At 59.0% G+C, this 18,984-nt stretch carries 13 protein-coding genes; 6 read left to right on the top strand and 7 right to left on the bottom strand.

The genetic code is table 11. The features are described 5' to 3' along the window. Positions 1-6: 6 nt before the first annotated feature. The 6 genes from ertD (at position 7) to AC1ROR_RS22875 (ending at position 8,608) form a co-directional block, all read left to right on the top strand. A complete protein-coding gene (gene ertD / locus AC1ROR_RS22900) occupies positions 7-1,389 on the top strand; it encodes a hydantoin-5-propionate amidohydrolase (RefSeq protein WP_498590847.1) in 1,383 nt (460 codons plus the stop codon). After that, entirely contained in the window at positions 1,389-2,627 is a 1,239-nt protein-coding gene (locus AC1ROR_RS22895; protein ID WP_498590846.1) for a Zn-dependent hydrolase, read from the top strand. The genes ertD and AC1ROR_RS22895 overlap by 1 nt, the downstream gene beginning before the upstream one ends. A gap of 2 nt (positions 2,628-2,629) precedes the next feature. Then, positions 2,630-3,730 carry a thiohydantoin desulfurase gene (gene ertC / locus AC1ROR_RS22890; RefSeq protein WP_498590845.1) on the top strand — a complete coding sequence of 367 codons (1,101 nt, stop codon included), beginning with the start codon at positions 2,630-2,632 and terminating at the stop codon, positions 3,728-3,730. 1 nt (position 3,731) lies between these two features. Beyond that, positions 3,732-5,390 carry a thiourocanate hydratase gene (gene ertB, locus AC1ROR_RS22885; RefSeq protein WP_498590844.1) on the top strand — a complete coding sequence of 553 codons (1,659 nt, stop codon included), beginning with the start codon at positions 3,732-3,734 and terminating at the stop codon, positions 5,388-5,390. 103 nt (positions 5,391-5,493) lie between these two features. Then, positions 5,494-6,801: an MFS transporter gene (locus AC1ROR_RS22880; RefSeq protein ID WP_035225373.1), complete on the top strand. Its 1,308-nt coding sequence runs from the start codon at positions 5,494-5,496 to the stop codon at positions 6,799-6,801. A 142-nt stretch (positions 6,802-6,943) separates the two neighbouring features. Further along, positions 6,944-8,608: an HAL/PAL/TAL family ammonia-lyase gene (locus tag AC1ROR_RS22875; protein WP_035225372.1), complete on the top strand. Its 1,665-nt coding sequence runs from the start codon at positions 6,944-6,946 to the stop codon at positions 8,606-8,608. Positions 8,609-8,782: 174 nt separating this feature from the next. On the opposite strand, the gene AC1ROR_RS22870 is transcribed toward AC1ROR_RS22875, so the two are convergent. From AC1ROR_RS22870 to AC1ROR_RS22840, 7 genes are all read right to left on the bottom strand, one after another. Then, positions 8,783-10,393 (bottom strand): ABC transporter ATP-binding protein, encoded by a 1,611-nt coding sequence (locus AC1ROR_RS22870; RefSeq protein WP_498590843.1) that lies wholly within the window; start codon positions 10,391-10,393, stop codon positions 8,783-8,785. Position 10,394: 1 nt separating this feature from the next. Beyond that, positions 10,395-11,525: an ABC transporter permease gene (locus AC1ROR_RS22865; RefSeq protein ID WP_003498066.1), complete on the bottom strand. Its 1,131-nt coding sequence runs from the start codon at positions 11,523-11,525 to the stop codon at positions 10,395-10,397. Beyond that, positions 11,518-12,441, bottom strand: a complete 924-nt coding sequence (gene oppB, locus AC1ROR_RS22860; protein WP_003498068.1) for an oligopeptide ABC transporter permease OppB — start codon at positions 12,439-12,441, stop codon at positions 11,518-11,520. Before oppB ends, AC1ROR_RS22865 begins: the two co-directional genes overlap by 8 nt. Positions 12,442-12,496: 55 nt before the next feature. Beyond that, positions 12,497-14,092 (bottom strand): peptide ABC transporter substrate-binding protein, encoded by a 1,596-nt coding sequence (locus AC1ROR_RS22855; protein ID WP_035225368.1) that lies wholly within the window; start codon positions 14,090-14,092, stop codon positions 12,497-12,499. A 433-nt stretch (positions 14,093-14,525) separates the two neighbouring features. Then, the gene (locus tag AC1ROR_RS22850; protein ID WP_498590842.1) at positions 14,526-15,647 is read right to left on the bottom strand and encodes a DUF2218 domain-containing protein; all 1,122 of its coding nucleotides are present in this window, start codon (positions 15,645-15,647) and stop codon (positions 14,526-14,528) included. An 18-nt stretch (positions 15,648-15,665) separates the two neighbouring features. Continuing rightward, positions 15,666-16,790, bottom strand: coding sequence for an ABC transporter substrate-binding protein (locus AC1ROR_RS22845; protein WP_498590841.1), 1,125 nt, complete (start codon positions 16,788-16,790; stop codon positions 15,666-15,668). A 7-nt stretch (positions 16,791-16,797) separates the two neighbouring features. Continuing rightward, positions 16,798-18,945 (bottom strand): TonB-dependent siderophore receptor, encoded by a 2,148-nt coding sequence (locus AC1ROR_RS22840; RefSeq protein WP_498590840.1) that lies wholly within the window; start codon positions 18,943-18,945, stop codon positions 16,798-16,800. Positions 18,946-18,984 lie beyond the last annotated feature (39 nt).

Here is an 18,984-nt window from a genome sequence, read left to right as displayed (position 1 = left end):
GACGACATGGCGGATTTCGATACGGTTTTGGCGGGACGGGTCATTCTGACTGACCGCGAGATTTCTCGAGGTTTCGTGGCCATTCGCGACGGGAAAACGGCGCTCATCGGAGAAGGCCCCGCGCCGGCCGGGCGAGAAAATCATGATTTCGGCACTGGCATCCTATTGCCTGGCGCCATTGATGCACAGGTGCATTCGCTGTCGCAGAAGGGGGCGGAAGGTTTTGCGGCTTCGACCCGTGCGGCGTCGGCGGGCGGCGTCACGACAATCGTGGACATGCCCTATGATGAGGGCAATCTCGTGTGTTCTGCAGAGGCCGTCAGGCGCAAGGTCGCGATGATCGACGCGGAGGCGCGCATCGACGTTGCGCTTTATGGCACCGTCGATCCGCAAGAGGGTTCTGCCCGCATTGCCGAACAGGCGGCGGCGGGAGTTTGCGCCTACAAGTTCTCGACTTTCGGCACGGATCCCCAGCGCTTTCCGCGTATCCCACCCGCGCTGCTTCGTGCCTGTTTCGCCGAGATTGCAAAGACCGGGCTTGCCGCAGGTGTGCACAATGAGGACGACGCCTATGTCCGCGCCGCGATTTCCGAGGTGGAGGCATCCGGTATAACCGACTGGCGTGCGCACGGCCTGTCGCGTCCCGAACTGGCCGAGACGCTGGCGATGCTGCAGATTTACGAAACCGGCGCCGAGACGGATTGCCCGGCGCATGTCGTCCATTGCTCCGTCAGCCGTGGCTACGAGATCGCCGAGATGTACCGCAGGAACGGCCGGTATTCCTCCGTCGAATGCTGCATTCACTACCTTGTTCTGGATGAGGAGAACGATGTCGCGCGGCTTGGCGGCAAGGCCAAGATCAACCCGCCGATACGCCCCCGCAAAGAAGTGGAGGCGATCTGGCGCCATCTGGCGGAAGGGCGGGTGTCGATGGTGTCCACCGATCACGTGAGCTGGAGCGAGGACCGCAAGACCAATCCCGATATGCTGAAAAATGCCTCTGGCGTCCCGGGGCTGGAGGTTATGGTGCCGCTCTTCGTCAAGGGCGCGATCGCACGCGGCGTACCGCTGGTGTGGGCGGCCCGGCTGATGGCCGAAAATCCGGCCCGGCATTTTCGTCTGGACCACCAGAAAGGCGGGTTGCAGGTCGGGCGCGACGCTGACGTCATGGTGCTGGTCGATCGGCCCATGGTGTATGACGCAGCCACCAGTCCTCACTCCATCGCGGGGTGGTCGCCTTATCACGGCATGGAACTGCCCTGGACGGTTGCAGCCACCTGGCGGCGAGGCGAGATGGCCTTCGACGGGGAAAACGTGCTTGCTGCGCCGGGAACCGGTATTTTTGTGCGGCCGCCCGAAACACTTGGTCTGCGCGAGGTGCTGTTGTGATGCGCCGCAATCTCGACGCGTCAATAAAGGACATAGAAGCGGATCTCGACGCACTGGCGCAGATTACCGATCCGGAACGTCCCTGGACCCGCCGCGCCTTCTCGCCCCGTTTCGACGAAGGGCGCAACTATCTTCAGCGGCGTTTCCTGAGTGAAGGATTGAATGTCTCGACGGATGCGGGCGGGAACCTGATCGGCCGCCGCGAAGGCACCGAGCCGCAGGCCGGAACGATCATGCTGGGTTCGCATTCCGACACTGTGCCGGACGGCGGACGTTTTGATGGTGTTGCCGGTGTCGTCGTTGCATTGGAGGTCGCACGCATTCTCTCCCGGCGTGGTGTTGCCTTGCGGCACAACCTGGCCGTTGTCGATTTTCTTGCTGAAGAAGTCTCCATTTTCGGCGTTTCCTGCATCGGTTCGCGAGCGATGGCGGGCGTTCTTCCGCAGGAGTGGCTGGGGCGTATAAGCGACGGGCGCGATCTGGCGACGGCCATACGTGACGTGGGCGGCAAGCCGGAAAGTCTTGAAGCTCCCTTGGCTGATGACCTGAAGGCCTTTCTGGAACTGCACATCGAGCAGGGGCCGGTTCTTGAACGGGAAAAGATTGCGCTTGGGGTGGTGACAACCATTGTCGGCATCAATCGCGTCGAGATCGAGGTGACGGGTCGTCCCGATCATGCCGGCACGACCCCGATGGGGTTGCGCGCGGATGCCCTCGTCGCTGCGGCACGGATCGTGAGTGAGATCGAGCGGTTCGCGACGGAGCTTTCCGGTGGTCCCGGACATTTCACCGCAACTGTGGGCGAGTTCGAAATCTCCCCCAACGCCGCCAATGTGGTGCCGGGCCGGGTCCGCATGCTGGTTGATATCCGCGCCGAGCGGGCCGAGGACAAGGAAGCATTCGTATCCTGGCTGACCGGACTTGACGCGGACGGTGAAAACACGATCGAGGCGCGGCTGATTTCCGCCAATCCCGGCGTGCAGATGGATGATGGATTGCAGGAGACGCTGGCAAAGGCCGCCGACGGGCTGGACACGCCCTATCGAAAGATGGTGTCGGGTGCAGGCCATGACGCGGCATTCATGACACGGCTGTGTCCTTCGGCGATGCTCTTCGTCCCTTGCCGCGACGGTCGGTCTCATTGCCCGGAAGAATGGGCCGATGCGGCCGATCTCGCTTTGGCGGCTGAGGTTCTGGCGAACACGATTATGGAATTGGACAGAAAAAGGGAGGGCTGAAAGTGGCCAGAATTCTGACGGAGAAGGATGTGGAACCCGCGGTGCGGGGAGGCGCGGTCTATGCGGCCGGCGGTGGCGGCTGGGTCCACCACGGACGGAAGCTGGGCTATGCCGCAGTGAACGCCGGTGCGCCTGAACTCGTCTCCATCGACGAATTGAACGAAGATGACTGGGTGGCGACGGCTGCCGCCATCGGTGCGCCGGCCTCCACGACGCCCTGGGAAATGCGGGGCGTGGATTATGTCAAGGCCGTGCAGCTTTTGCAGGATGAGCTTGGTGCGAAGGTCGCGGCCCTGATGATCGGGCAGAACGGCAAGTCCTCGACCCTCAACGCATGGCTGCCTTCGGCCATTCTCGGCTGCAAGGTGCTGGACGCGGTGGGTGACATGCGCGCCCATCCGACCGGCGACATGGGGGCGATCGGCATGGCCGGTAAACCGGACCAGTCGATCCAGACGGCGGTTGGCGGAAATCGCGATCAGAACCGCTATATCGAACTCGTAACGCGCGGCGCAACTGGCCGCATTTCTCCCATCCTGCGCACGGCCTCCGACATGTCGGGCGGTTTCATCGCCTCGGCCCGCAATCCGGTTCGCGCCGGCTACGTTGCGAAGAATGCGGCGCTCGGCGGAATTTCCAAGGCGCTGGAGCTTGGTCACGCAATCCTCTCCGCCGAACCTCGAGGGCATGCGGCCGTTCTCGATGCGATCCTTTCGACTACGGGCGGCAGGATCATGATTGAAGGAGAGATCACGGCGAAGGATGTCGTTTATACGAATGAGGCTTTCGACGTCGGTACGGTCACCATCGGCAGGGGCGATGCGGCGCTTACCCTGCATGTGATGAACGAATACATGGCGGTCGATGCGGTCGATGCGGTCGATGGCCGTCGTCTCGCAACCTTTCCTGATGTCATCACCACATTGTCGCAGGGGATCGAGCCGCTGTCTGTCGGTGAGCTGAAGGTCGGCATGAAGATCCACCTGCTGCATGTCCCGAAGACCCTCATTCCGATCGGCGCGGGTCTGATGGACCCGGCGATCTATGTCCACCCCGAAAAGGTCATGGGTATCAACCTGACCAACTACGCATTGGAGGCCTGAGATGCCGAGAGAGAATCCCCGCAATCCCGGCTTCCCGATCCCTTCAGGCCCAGAGCTTCGCGCGAAGGGCTGGCGGCAGGAAGCCCTGCTGCGCCTTATGGAAAACGTGCTGGCTGTGGGTGAAGACCCGGAAAATCTCGTCGTCTACGCAGCACTCGGCAAGGCGGCGCGCAACAAGGCCGCATATGATGCCATCGTACGCGCATTGACGACCATGGATGAGGATCAGACGCTTGTCATCCAGTCGGGAAAGCCGGTCGGGTTGATGAAGACTTCGGCCGAGGCTCCGATGGTCATCATGGCCAATTGCAACATGGTTGGCCAATGGGCCAAGGCCGAGAATTTTTATGCTCTCGAACGCAAGGGCCTCATATGCTGGGGTGGCCTGACTGCGGGGGCATGGCAATATATCGGCTCGCAGGGCGTCATTCAGGGCACCTATGAAATCTTCATGCGCATTGCCGAACGCCGCTTCGGCGGCACGCTGAACGGGCGTTTCGTACTGACCGCGGGCCTTGGCGGCATGGGAGGAGCGCAGCCGCTTGCCGGCCGCATGGCGGGCGCGGCCATACTGTGCGTGGAGATCAATCCGGAACGGGCTCGTACCCGCAAGGATATCGGCTATCTCGACGAGATTGCCGATGACCTCGATAGCGCACTGGCACGGATTGAAGAGGCCCGTTCGAAGGGTGAGGCGCTGTCCGTCGGCCTTGTCGGCAATGCAGCGGAAATCTATCCCGAAATAGCTGCGCGCGGGATCATCCCGGATATCGTGACCGACCAGACCTCCGCCCATGATCTTGTTTATGGCTATATTCCAATCGGTTATGATCTGGACCGGGTGCGCCGCCTGCGCAGCCAGAACCCGGACAAACTGATCGAGGCCGGCAGGGTGTCGATTGCCAAACAGGTAACAGCCATGCTGGCATTCCAGCGGGCCGGCTCGGAGGTTTTCGACAATGGCAACCTGATCCGCACGCAGGCGCAGGCCGGTGGCGTTGCTGACGCCTTCGACATTCCGGTCTTCACCGAAGCCTATCTGCGCTCGCTGTTCTGCCGGGCGATTGGTCCCTTCCGCTGGATGGCCCTGTCGGGCGACGCTTCGGACATTGCGCGGATAGACGAGCTGGTGCTGGAGATGTTTCCGGACAACAAGATTGTTACCAACTGGATTTCGCTGGCGCGCAAGCATGTTCCGTTCGAGGGGCTGCCGGCGCGCATCGCCTGGCTCGGCCATGGCGAAAGAAGTGCACTCGCACGGCGGGTCAACGCTCTGGTCGCTTCGGGTGAATTGAAGGGGCCGGTCGCCTTCTCTCGCGATCACCTCGATTCAGCCGGCATGGCGCATCCGAACATCATGACGGAGAATATGCTCGACGGTTCGGACGCCATTGCCGACTGGCCGCTTCTCGATGCGATGTTGCTCTGCGCTTCGCGCGCCGACCTTGTCGCACTTCATTCCGGCGGCGGGGGGTATGCGGGTTTCATGACCTCGGCAGGGGTCACGATCGTCGCTGACGGCACCAACGCGGCCGACGACCGGCTTTCGCAATCACTCGACAATGATACCGGGCTCGGCGTCATCCGTTACGCGGATGCGGGCTATGCCGAGGCACAGGATGAAATTGCCAGCAAGGGCATAAATCACGTGCAGATCTGACAGGTCAAAGCGAGGAGACGCCATCAATCGCCACGAAGGGCGGAAAATTACGATCACTAATCAACACCGCCTGCCGGTACCGGCAGGCCAAGAGGGGACAATAATGGAAAAAACATATCAAAATTTGTCAGTGACACCGGCCAGACGGTCATCACCGGAACGCGCCGTTGCGGCAGCATCGATAGGCAACGCCCTGGAATGGTATGACTTCACCGTCTATGCGCTGTTTGCAATCTACATCGCCCATAATTTCTTTCCCGGCGGCGATCACACGGTCGAACTCGTGAAAGCCTTTCTCGCCTTTGGGCTAGGCTTCGTGATCCGCCCCCTGGGAGCCATCGTGATCGGGGTCTATGGCGACAAGGCCGGCCGAAAGGCCGCACTGTTCCTGACCATCATGATCATGGCGGCGGGCACCCTGCTGATCGCGGTGGCGCCGACCTATGCCGCGATTGGTGTGGGAGCGCCGCTCATGATCCTTGCCGGACGAGTGCTTCAGGGCTTCTCCGCCGGTGGAGAAATCGGCGGAGCAGCCGCCTTTCTTGTCGAACATGCGCCCGCCGACAAAAAAGGCAAATATGCTTCCTGGCTCCAGGCAAGCATGGCGATTTCCAACATCATGGGTGCACTCGTCGCCTTTGCGGTTACCTCGCTTCTGACGGAGCAGGAGATCGGAGACTGGGGCTGGCGGATTCCGTTCTTCATTGGCGTATTGATCGCGCCGGTGGGTCTTTGGTTGCGCAAGACGCTGGACGAAACGCCGGCTTTTCAGGCCGAACAGGCAAGTCTGGAGAACCAGTCCGCCAAAACACCCCTGAAGCTCGTCTTCTCGGACTATTTCGGCCATCTCATCAAAGGCTTCGCTTTCTCGATCCTGTGGGCGGTTTGCGTTTATGTGCTGATCATCTACATGCCGATCTTCGTTCAGCGTGCTTTCGGTTTCAGCCCTTCGGAGGCGTTTACGGCATCGCTGATTGGTAACGTCTTCCTTGCCGTCGGTTGCGTCAGCGCCGGCAGCATTTCGGACAGGATCGGTCGGCGCTTGATGCTCGCCATTGCCGCCGGCGCGATGCTGGTCGCTGTCTATCCCCTGATCTGGTGGCTGCAATCTTCGCCAACACTGACGACGCTCATCATCGTGCAAAGCCTCTTCTGCATCATGGTCTCGGGATATGTCGGGGTCGCGCCTGCAACCCTGTCCGAGGTTTTCCCGACGAATATCCGCACCACGGGCATGTCATTGGCCTACAATGCCGCTGTGACGATCTTCGGAGGATTTGCCCCGGCGACGCTGACATGGCTTGGCAGCACGGGCATCGGTTATCACGCGCCCGGATTTTACGTCATGGCCGCGGCGTTCATATCGCTGATTGCGGTCCTGATCCTGCCGAAGCCGTATTCCACGAACTGAAGGAGATGGGCCGCTCAAGGCCCAGCTCCCCCAATTGCTCCACCCGTCATGTCTGGAAGTTTCCAGTCGAAGCGAAGCCGTTTCGACGCCGGACAGTGCTGCAAACATGACGGCATAATAATAACCAACTCAAGGGAACATCATGTCTGTTAAAAACGGGACTATTCATCGCCTCTCCATTGTCACAGCTTTTGCGATGGCCGGGCTTGCTGCTTCAAACGCACGGGCGGAACATTGGTCCATCGACGGTCAAAACCTGACCGTGGAACAGGTCGTCGGCCTGGCGCGGGACGGCAACGCCAAAATTACTCTCACCGAAAGCGCGGACAAACGGATCGCCGAAGGCTTCGATCTGGTGATGGAGGCCGCCCTGCAAGGCAAGGCGGTCTATGGCCTCACGGTTGGCGTTGGCTGGAACAAGGATCGCCCAGTTTTCGCGATGAAGGACGGCAAGCGCGTGCTGGACGACGATCTGCTGAAGCTGTCACGCGCTTTCAATTCGACATCCCTGCGCGCGCATGGCGCAGGCGTGGGCGAGCCGATGGCGGTCGAGGCCGTGAGAGCGGGCATGGCGATCCGTCTAAACCAGATTGCAACCGGCCGAACCGGCGTTCAGAGCGCTGTCGCGGAAATGTATCGACAGTTTCTGGAGCAGGGGATCACCCCGGTCGTTCCTTCACGCGGTTCTGTTGGCGAGGCGGATATCACCCTTGCCTCCCATATCGGTCTGGCGATGGTCGGCGAGGGGGAGGTCTTCATGAAAGGCAACCGCATTCCAGCAGCGCGCGCCTTGGCAGAGGCCGGCATCGCTCCGCTCGAGCCGGTTGGCAAGGATTTCCTTTCGATCCTCAGCACGAATGCGCTGACCGCTGGGCAGGCTGCCCTGCTGGCGCACGACACGGCGGGTTATCTCCAAAAGGAAGCCGTTGTCTTTGGTTTGGCACTTGAAGGTTTTAACGGCAATGTCGCCCCTTTCCTCGCGGCGACGAACGAGCTGCGCCCCTTTGCCGAAAACACATCCGGGGCACTGATGGTTCGCTCTGCCCTCGACGGCAGCTATCTCTGGTCACCCGCGAAGGATCGAGCACTGCAGGACCCGCTGTCTTATCGCACCATGGCCTATGTGCTTGGCGGAGCCGGAATTGCAACGCAGGATTTGACCAAGGCGCTGGAAATCCAGATCAATCATAGTGATGACAATCCGGGCGTCGTTGCGGGAGCCTCGGACGACAAGGCTTCCGGACAGGTCTCGCAGTATTTTATCGAGGGCGACGTATCGGGAGCGATCTATCCGAGTGCCGGTTTTGAGATGTTGCCGGTGGCCTCGAGGGTTGAAACACTGAACACGGCGCTGGTGCGTCTGTCACAGGCTATTACGATGCAGACGATTCGCTTCGAAAACCCGGACATGACGCATCTTTCGCGGTTCCTTGCTGCTGAAACCAATCAAGGACATGCGTTTGGCGCGATCCAGAAACCACTCGTCGCGCTTCTGGCCGAAAACCAGCAGATCGGCGCGCAGGCTCCCGTCGGCTCGATTGCGATGGCAGGAAATATCGAGGATCTGGACAGCCACGCACCGCTTTCGGTCGCCAATCTCAGCCGAATTCTGGATAATCTGTACTGGATGTCCTCGATCCAGTTGCTGCATGCGGCGCAAGCCGTTGATCTGCGCAAGCCCGGGCAGTTGGGGGCAGGAACAAAAGCGCTGTTTGAAGACTATCGCCGCAATGTGCCCTTTGTGGCGGTGGACCGTATATATAGCAATGATTTCAGTACGGGTTATCGCTTTCTCAAGGCCCGTTGAGCGGTTGTTATATTGGTGTTGACCAGATGAGAGGACCGATGTCTTCGGTTCCGTTTCGCAAAGCAAAGACTTTATGCTTGCGGCAAGGACCGAAGACCTCGGCTATCCCCATTCGTCAGGAACGCTGTACGGGATGCGTGCTTCCGGTTCCTCTCGTCTGTATCGGACTATAATCTATCGTGCCACCTCTGCCGAAAACGCGGATTTGATCAGTGTTTTGGTATATTCAGCCGTCGGCCTGTCGAATATCGTGTCCGTTTCTCCCTCCTCCACGATCTTCCCGTTTTTCATGACGATGACGTAATCCGAAATGGCCTTGATCACGGAAAGGTCGTGGCTGATGAAGATGTAGGAAAGGCCATGTGTCTTCTGCAAACCACGCAGCAGGTCGATGACTTGTCCCTGAACGGATCGGTCCAGCGCAGATGTGGGTTCGTCGAGAATGACGACATCAGGTTTGAGGATGATCGCGCGGGCAATTGCGATACGCTGACGTTGTCCGCCTGAAAACTCGTGCGGGTAGCGATTGCGGGCGGCGGGGTCGAGACCGACTTCTTTCAGTGCTGCGATTGCCCGTTCGTCTCGCTCCGCGCGGCTGAGCTGTGGCTCGTGCACAAAAAGGCCCTCGGTGATGATCTCTCCAACAGTCTGTCTTGGCGAAAGAGATCCATAGGGATCCTGAAATACAAGCTGCAGCTGCCGCCGCAAGGGCCTCATTGCCTTACGATCAAGTCCGGTGATTTCCGTCTTACCGAAGAAAATCTGGCCTTTTGACGGTGCAAGACGAAGAAGTGCACGACCGAGCGTGGACTTGCCTGATCCGGATTCACCGACGATGCCGATGGTCTGCCCTTGATGAAGGCTGACATTGACGCCGTCCACGGCGCGAAACTCCCGCGACTTTGACAGGAAGCCGCCCGGAATCACATAATCAATCGTCACGTTCTGGCCGGCGAGAACGACCGGGGCCCCTTCACGGACAGGCGGCTTGTGCCCGCTGGGCTCGGCATCGAGAAGCATCTTGGTATAGTCCGCCTGCGGGCGTTCGAAGATGTCTTCCGTTGTGCCGGCTTCAACGATCTCGCCACGGCGCATGACCGCAACACGATCGGCAAAATGCCTGACCACACCCAGATCGTGGGTGATCAGCACCACGGCCATGCCGAAGCGCTGCTGCAACGACTTCAGAAGATCGAGAATCTGCGCCTGAATTGTCACGTCGAGCGCGGTGGTTGGTTCATCCGCGATCAGAATATCGGGCTCGTTTGCCAGCGCCATGGCGATCATGACGCGCTGGCGCTGCCCGCCGGAAAGCTCATGCGGATAGCTGTCGATGCGCCGCTCCGGCTCCGGAATCCCCACGAGCTTCAGGAGTTCGAGAACGCGTGCCCGCGCTTCCTTCTTGCTGCCGCCCCGGTGGTGGACGATGGGTTCGGCGATCTGCGCGCCGATCCTGTAAAGCGGATCGAGCGAGGTCATGGGCTCCTGGAAAATCATGGTGATTTTCGCGCCACGGATATTGTTCAGCTCGTTGACCGGCAGGTTTATCAACTCGCGTCCACGATATTTGGCAGAACCCTGGATGACGCCGTTGGAGGAGAGCAGTCCCATGATGCCCATCATGGTCTGGCTTTTGCCAGAGCCGGATTCTCCGACAACGGCAAGCGTTTCTCCCTGTTTGACATCGAGATCGATGCCTTTGACGGCGTTCACCGTGCCGTCCGGCGTCGTGAAATCGACCTTGAGATTGCGGACGGTGAGGATGGTTTCAGATGTCGTATTCATGTCAACGATCCTTGGGATCGAGTGCATCACGCAACCCGTCGCCCACAAAATTGAGCGAGAACAGGGTCAGCACGAAGAAGATTGCCGGAAATATCAGTAGCCACGGGGCTGATTGGATATTGTTCGCGCCTTCGGAAATCAGCGCTCCCCAGCTCGTCAGTGGCGCCTGCACGCCAAGCCCGAGGAAGGAGAGGAAGCTTTCCAGAAGAATGACTTTGGGTACGACAACCGTGACGAACACGACGACGGGGCCGATCGTATTCGGAATGATGTGGCGGCGGATGATCTGCCAGTCGGTCAGGCCCAAAGCCTGGGCCGCACCCACGAATTCCCGCCGTTTCAGGGCAAGCGTCTGGCCACGCACGATACGGGCCATATCCAGCCACTCCACCGCACCGATGACCAGGAAGATCAGGATGAAGCTGCGCCCGAAAAAGACCACGAGAACGACGACCAGGAAGACGAAGGGGAGCGAATAGAGGATCTCGACGAAACGCATCATCACATTGTCGACGCGCCCACCGATGTAGCCCGCTGTTGCGCCGTAAAGAACCCCAATGCCGAGCGAAACGAGACTGGCGAGAACGCCGACGGCGATGGAAATCTGACCGCCCAGCATGACGCGAGCCAGCATATCGCGACCGTTGGAATCCGTGCCGAAGAAGAAGTATTCGCGATTGACATCGCCTTCCAGCTTCAGCGTTCGACCATCATCTTCCGTTGCAACGACCTTCGTGTTTTCGAATTCGTTGGCGCGGTCGAAATACCGTGTCGTGCGCGGGTCGATCGGGCCGCTGGAGGTGACGGTTGCCGTGAAGGTCTGGCCTTCGACGGAAAATTCCTTCAGCTCCACGCGGGCGCGGCCTGCCACACCTTCCATGACGCTCTGGAGGTTGTTGACGTCCGGGCGCGGCTCGAGGCTTGGCGCGACGGAGACATAGGACGAAAACACCTGATCATAGGTGTGTGAAAGGAAATGCGGGCCAATAAACGAGAAAAGCGTGATCAGCACGAGCATGATGGAGCCAGCCATGGCGGCTTTGTTTCGTCTGAAACGCATGGCGGCAAGCTGGAACAGGCTTCGGCTTTTCACCGATGGTTGAGGGGCGATATTGCCGGAGATATCAGTCATGTCTGACCCTCGGATCGAGCAGGCCGTAGAGAATATCGACCACGAGATTGAACAGGATGACAAAAATGGCGATGAGAACGACGGTTCCCATGACCAGCGTGTAGTCACGATTGATGGCGCCAAGAACGAAGTAGCGACCGACACCCGGGATAGTGAAGATCGTCTCGATGACCGCCGAACCCGTCAACAGAGCTGCGGCACAAGGCGCGAGATAGGAAACGACCGGCAGCATTGCCGCGCGCATGGCGTGAAACACCACTACGCTGCGGGCTGGAAGGCCATAAGCCCTGGCGGTGCGGATATGGTCCATCCGCAGAGCCTCGATCATTGCGCCGCGTGTCAGGCGCGCGATGACGGCGAGCTGTGGCAAAGCGAGCGCGATCATCGGAAGAATGAGATATCGCAGCGATCCATCACCCCAGCTGCCCGCCGGCAGAAGCCCGAGCAACACGGCGAAGATCAGCGTGAGAACAGGCGCGACAACGAAGTTCGGCACGGTGATGCCGACGGTCGAGATGGACATGATCGAGAAATCGAAGGCGCTATTCTGCCTGAGCGCGGCAAAGGTGCCGGCAAGAACGCCGCCGACCAGCGCCAGCAGAAGAGCATAACAACCAAGCTCTAGCGAATAAGGCAGACCCTTGCCGATCAATTGCGCGACGGTGTTGTCCTTGTAGATGTAGCTCGGACCGAAATCGCCGGTGACGGCATTGCCGAGATAGATGAGGTACTGGCGCCACAATGGCTCATCCAGATGATAGGTCCTCATCAGGTTTTCCATGGTCTGCGGCGGCAGGGGGCGTTCGAGGTTGAACGGACCGCCCGGTGCAAAACGCATCAGGAAAAACGAAATCGTGACGACGATAAACAACGTCGGCACGGCGCTCGCCAAACGGCGCAGGATAAACGAGATCATGATTTTTCAGGCTCCCCGCATGGCACGGTGGTGTCAGCCACCGTGCCAGCACTGCTTATTCGGAAACGCTCAGGAAGCGGCTGAGGTGTTCGTTAGCAGCATTGTCTTCCCAACCCTTCACGCGGTTGGAAACTAGCCACAGGTCTGCCTGCGTCAGAAGCGGAGCGACCGGCTGTTCTTTCATGAGGATGGTTTCTGCCTCATGCAGCAGCTTGGAGCGAGCTGCCGCATCCTTTTCGTCATATGACTTCTGCATCAGCGCGTCATATTCGGCATTGTTGAACTTCGAATAGTTGAAGGTCTTGTTGGAGGATATGGAAAGGGCGAGGAAGTTTTCCGCATCCGCATAGTCGGCAACCCACCCGGCACGCGCCACGTTGAATTTGCCGCCTTCCTGGAGATAGCCATAGTGCGAGGCGACGTCGAGGTTCACCAGCGATACCTTCGCGCCAAAGGTGTTCTTCCACATATCCGCGATAGCCGTTGCGACGCGTTCGTGGTTCGGGTTGGTGTTGTAGCGGATTTCGATGGAAAGCGGCTTGCCGCCCTCACCGTAACCGGCTTCCTTCATCAGCTTGAGGGCTTCGTCTTCACGATCAAGCTGCGACAGCGTGGCAAAATCGGCTTTTGCGGGCTCACCGTAGGAGTCCATGCCCGGGGGAACCATGGAATAGGCGGGAACCTGCGAGCCGCTGTAGATTTCCTTGGCAAGGAAATCGCGGTCGACTGCCATGGACAGGGCCTGGCGGACACGGACATCGTCATACGGCGCTTCGCGTGTGTCGAAGGTATAATAATAGGTCGCAAGCGTCGGCGAAACGTGAACCTGTTCGCCATAGGACTTGCGCAGACGGTCGATCTGGTCCGCGGAAAAATTATACGCGAGGTCCATTTCCTTGGCTTCGAAACGACGGACGGATGCGGCCTGATCATCGATCGGGTAGAAAATCACCTTGTCGATCTTGGTGTTCGATGCGTCCCAGAAGCTGGTGTTCTTGACGACCGTCAAGCTGTCATTGGGAACATGCGCTTCGAGCTTGTAAGCACCGTTCGAGACCATGACGCCCGGCTTTACGAAGTCGGTGCCGTTCTTTTCGTAGCTCGCCTTCGAAATTGGCAGAGCCGCCTGGTGAGCGAGAAGCTCAACGAAGAAAGGTGTCGGGCGCTCAAGCGTGATCTCAAGGGTCTTGTCATCCACCGCCTTGACGCCAAGCTGGTCAACCGGCGTTTCGCCCTTGTTGATCTTTTCGGCGTTCTTGATCGGGTAGAGAATATTCGCATATTTTGCCGCGGTCTTTGGGTCTTCCACGCGCTGGTAGGAGAAAACAAAATCTCCAGCCGTTACCGGTGTGCCATCCGACCACTTTGCATCCGCACGCAGTTTGAACGTGTAAACGGTGCCATCCTCAGACAGCGTCCAGCTTTCTGCCGTACCGGGAATGATCTTACCGGCAGCATCGTAAATGGTGAGACCTTCATAAAGGTCTTTCAGGATAAAAGCCTCGATGTTGATGGAGGTCTGCGCCTGATCGAGCGTCTGCGGTTCTCCGGCATTGCCACGATGCAGAACTGTTTCTGCAAATGCGGAACTGGCGCCAATCAGAAGCGATGCGGCCAGCAGAGTGGCGCGCGTTGTTGCTGTTATAGACATTGTTTTCTCTCCCCGTGAGTATTTTGCGTCCACAAACAAGGCCAAATTGCTTCGAAGTGCAACCACAACAATTTGTGAGTTGATGCAGAAACCACAACTTTCAGTTCGGCTGCACATTTGCAGCATGCCGCGTTTGGGCCGGCAGTTTCTTGCGGGTCACTTCGGTTGGCGGCCATACGGCGATGAGCCGCCTCTCGGTACCGCTGACGGGCAAGAGTGAGAATTAGCCGTTTTGCGCGGTTAGAAAAGCAGAACAGGCAGCGGTTCGGGTCCTTCCGCGTCAGACGGCGAATACGGAACCGTGGGGCCTGATCTCATCAAGGCGACTCAACTGATCCGTTTAAAAAATTTGCCCGCTACGACGGCTTTACGCCTTCTTTTCGGCCATTCAGATAGATGGAGCGCCATTTTCAAAGCCGCCAAGCAACAGTTTTCACTGGGGCAGATAGGCATCGGCCCCTTTTGCGATGATGTCTTCTTCACTGAGGGACCGGTGCCAGTGCGAATAGAGCACGACGCGGTCACGGGGAAGCCCTACTTCCTTCCTCAGATGGCGGTGAATCGCGCTGAATGCTTTGTGTTCGCATCCGCCCCAGAAGAAGATGCCCGCGGGACATTCCGGCCAACGAAGGGAGCGAATGGCGGCCTGAAGCAGCGTGGTTGTGCCTGCGGCCTTACCGTTGCGATATAACCATTGGATCGAAACTTCGCTGGAAGAGGAAAGCGGCAATTTATCGGCGGCGGTGTCGACTTCGATGAAGGCGTGGCCGGTTGCCGTCGGCGGCAGATATTCGAGAATTCTGGCAATGCCGGGCAATGCGGTCTCGTCGCCGGCGAGAACGTAGAAGTCTGCCGGTGCCGGGCCATTCGCCGCAGGGCCCAGAATGCCGACGACATCGCCTGCCCGTGCATTCATCGCCCACAGGGTCGCGGGACCGGGATGAGCGTGGAGCGCGAAGTCGATTGTGATTGTCTGTCTGGCCGTGTCGATGAAGCGGATCGTATAGACGCGCGTCGGAACTGCAATATTATCCTGCCAGACGACATGCCCGCGATGGTCAAGTAGCGGCCAGCGTGGCGCGGCGATGCCGCGTGGCTGGAAAATGAGACGACAGTGAAGCTGGTCTTTACGGTCGTAACGTTCGAGGTTCTCTCCCTTGAAGACGATCCTGCGAAAGCGGGGCGACAGGTCCTCAATGGTCTGCACCCGCAAAATGCGCAGATCGTCGGGTAAGGCGGGGTCCGCATGGTCGCCTTCCCATTGAATATCGAGATTTTCACGGGCGGCGATAAAACCGATGGGCCCGACCAGAGCATGTTTCAGCCGGTTCAGCCCGCCGGGATTGGCGGCTTCCGCCGTCAACCGAAAACCGTTTCGGGTCGCCTCGAATGTAGCGTTGCCGAATGGCGAATGGATATGATGAATGCCACCTGCCTTTTCGACGGTCATGTCGTGCGTTGCAATCGATTCGACAATCGGTTCGATATAGTCGTTAATCTTTTCAAACTGGACCGCGGCATGGGCGCGGTATCGGTTGTGGGTGGTCGATGGCATCGGGCGTAGCTCCGTGTCTCAGATCGCCGCCCACAGCGGTCCCTTTATCGGAAACGCCGCGAAGTCGCGATTGATGGTGTCGAGAATGGCGGTTGGATCGATATCGGCACATCGTTCCGGATGCAGCCATCTGGCTGCCTGGGCGATAAACAGCACGTTGAGGGGCAAGTTGGTAATCAACCCGGTCCATATCACGTAAACACGCTTTGAACGAACACTCGGCAGGTGTTCGAAACCCGGGCGGCCTTCGATCAGGCGCTGTAATCCCTGTCGACCCTGTTCGGGGTCGATTCCAGGGCCGATGGGCGGACGGCCACCCGAAGCCCAGCCGCCGCCGGAGGCGATGTAGACCTCATGCGGTGTGGCAAGAAGATATTCGAGCGACAGCTTCTCAAACCAAGGCGCGACCACGCCCGGAAGCGGCTGGCCACCGGCCAGCGCCAGCAATTCGCCCCAGTTCTTTCTGCCCGCCGCCCAGCAGCAGTCGTCGAGCGTCGATTGGACCTCCAGATAGGTCGTGACGGGCTTCGCACCTGAAACGCGCGTTGCAATGCCCGCCAGTTCCCGCTCGACAAAGGTGATGTAGGCCTCGGCTTTGTCTGAAGCACCCAGAAGTGTACCCCACATGCGCAGGGACGCTTTCATCGTATCGACCGGGCCGGTTGCCCGTTCCTCATCGGCCGCGTTTGAGGAGGCGTCGCTGAACACCACGGGAATGCCGATCTCCTTCAGCCTCTGCAGCAGGGAATTCTCATCACCCTGCGGCGTCATGAAGGCCGTGGTCACGATCAGGTCGGGAGACAGGGCGATCAGCCCTTCAAGGGAAAGCGTGTCCGGGCTCAGCGTTCCGACCGTGCTGACGGAATGACCGTTCAGCAGGATCGTCTGCAATTCACCGCTGTCGAGCCGATCGACGGCGGCCCAGCCCACAACCAGCGAAGCAGGATCGCCATGCAGGAGCGACATCGTCAGCAGGTCATGCGCCTCCAGCAGAACGATCCTTTTCGGCAGGGCAGGGAGGTGCACCTCGCGCCCCGCCATATCCCTCACGGTAACCGGCTGCTCGGCTCCGGCGGGCTGAATGCCGGAAAGAATGCCGGCTGCCGCAAAGGAGATGCAAAAGCCTCGTCTCGTTATAATCACGGCGATATCACCATTTATATCTGAGGCCGGCGAGCACCGTGCGGCCGTTGCCGTACTGGCAATAATATTCGGAACTGCAGGAGGAGTAATAGTCCTTGTCGAGCAGGTTGGTGACGTTCAGTGTCGCCTGCAGCCCCTTGAGTTTCGGGTTCGTTGCGCCGAAATCATAACGAAGTGCGGCGTCAAGCAGGGTATAGCCATCGGCTTTCACCGTATTGGTGTCGTTACTATAGCTAGAGCCGACGAAACGCACGCCGCCGCCGATGCTTAAGCCCTCCAGCGCACCGGAATCGACGGTGTAGTTCGCCCAGAGCGAACCATAGTAGCGCGGCACGGCCTGCGGGCGGTTGCCTATGATCGATGTGATACCGGATTCGGAAACTTCCGTGTCGAGCAGGGAAACCGCAGCGATAAGTTCGAGATTGCTGGTGAGGTTTCCCCTCGCCTCGAACTCCAGCCCGCGGGAGTGAATCTCACCCTGTTGTTCATTGAAGCCTGATGAGGCGTTGTAATAGACCACATTCTGCTGGCGAATATCGAAAGCGGAGAGCGTGAACATGGCGTCCAGCCCCGAGGGCTGGTATTTGACGCCCACCTCATATTGCTGCGCCTCCGTCGGCTTGAACGGACTGCCATTGGCGCCGACGCTGGTGGAGGGTTCAAACGAGGTGGAATAGCTGACATAAGGCGCGATGCCGTTGTCGAAAAGATAAAGCAGGCCGGCGCGATAGCTTGTTGCGCTGTCGGATCGCTTTACGGATGTTCCGGCAAGGAGATTGTCAGTGTCCTGACGGGCCCAATCGTGCCGCACCCCGAAAACACCACGCAGCCCGCCGATCTCGATCTGGTCCTGAAGATAGATGCCCGTCTGGCGAAGTGACTGATCATTGTCGATTGCCGTCATGAACGGGCCGACCGGTCGGCCATAGACGGGATTGGCCACATCAAGCGGCGTCGCACCACCCAGCAGATATTCCCAATTGCTGCTTGAGTGTTGAATGTCGAGGCCGGCAAGAAGCGTATGACCGATGGCACCGGTTTCGAACTTGAATTCGGCCTGGTTGTCGAAGGAAAGACCTTCGACGTCCTCGATGGAGTGGACAGCCCAGCGGGGAATAATACCCGTCGCGGACATTGGCCCGTTCATCTGGAGCGAACGCATATCGGTATCCACGCCGGAATACCGGAAATTCGAACGGATGGTCACCTGATCATCGAACCTGTGCTCGAACTCGTAACCGGCGCCATACTGGGTGCGCCTGAACGCATCGTAGTTCGGATCCCCGACATTGAGGTCCCGACTGAGGAAACCGGCATAGCCTGCAGGCGCCAGAAACTTCGGATAAAGCGAGTTGAAATAGCCGCCTTCCGGATCGCGCTGATAATAGCCGGAAATAACGAGCGAGGTATCCTCGTCCGGCTGCCACTTGAGGGACGGCGCAATACCGAGACGCTTTTCATCGACATCGTCATAGCGTGTGCCGGCGGAGCGGCCAACAATGCCGATGCCATATTGCCATGTTCCATCCGTGGCGATGGGGCCGGTGGAATAAAGACCGCTCTGCACCCTTCCATCGGTCCCGACTTCAAGTCTTGCCTCGTTCGACTGCACGCTCGATGGTTTCCGACTGACCTGATTGACGAGGCCGCCGGGGCTCACCTGGCCATAAAGAAGTGCTGCCGGCCCCTTCAGGACGTCGATGCGCTCAAGAAGAAAAGGATCGATGGAGGGTGTTGCAAAGGCCTGACCACGCTGAAGTTTCAGGCCATCCAGATAATTCACATAATTGGTCGCTGTGCCAAATGCGCCGAAGCCGCGCAGAAATACGGAATCGTAACGTGAGTTCGAGTCCCGGTCGGATAATACACCGGCCGTGTAACGCAGCGCCTCACTGACCGTTTGCGGGTTCTGGTCGTCGATCTGCTTGCGCGTTATGACCGTAACGGATTGCGGCGTTTCGGCTAAAGGTGTCCCGGTCTTGGTTGCCGACCGGGTGGACTTGGCAGCAATCCCAGCGGATGTCCCAGCCGCTGCGGCATTGCCCTGCACGATGATTGTTTCCAACTGTGTGCCCTGCTCCTGAGCCAGGGCGTGGGTCGCCACCAGAAAGGTTGTGGCTGTCAGAATGTTTTTAAAGGAAAGACCTTGCTTCACGAATTCGCCCCCATGGTCGAAGCTTGGGAAATCTGCTAG

The organism is Agrobacterium sp. GW821-FHT14E08, assembly GCF_058803865.1.
Note: the sequence above shows the minus strand (reverse complement) of the source record. Positions and strands in the feature narration are given on the sequence as shown.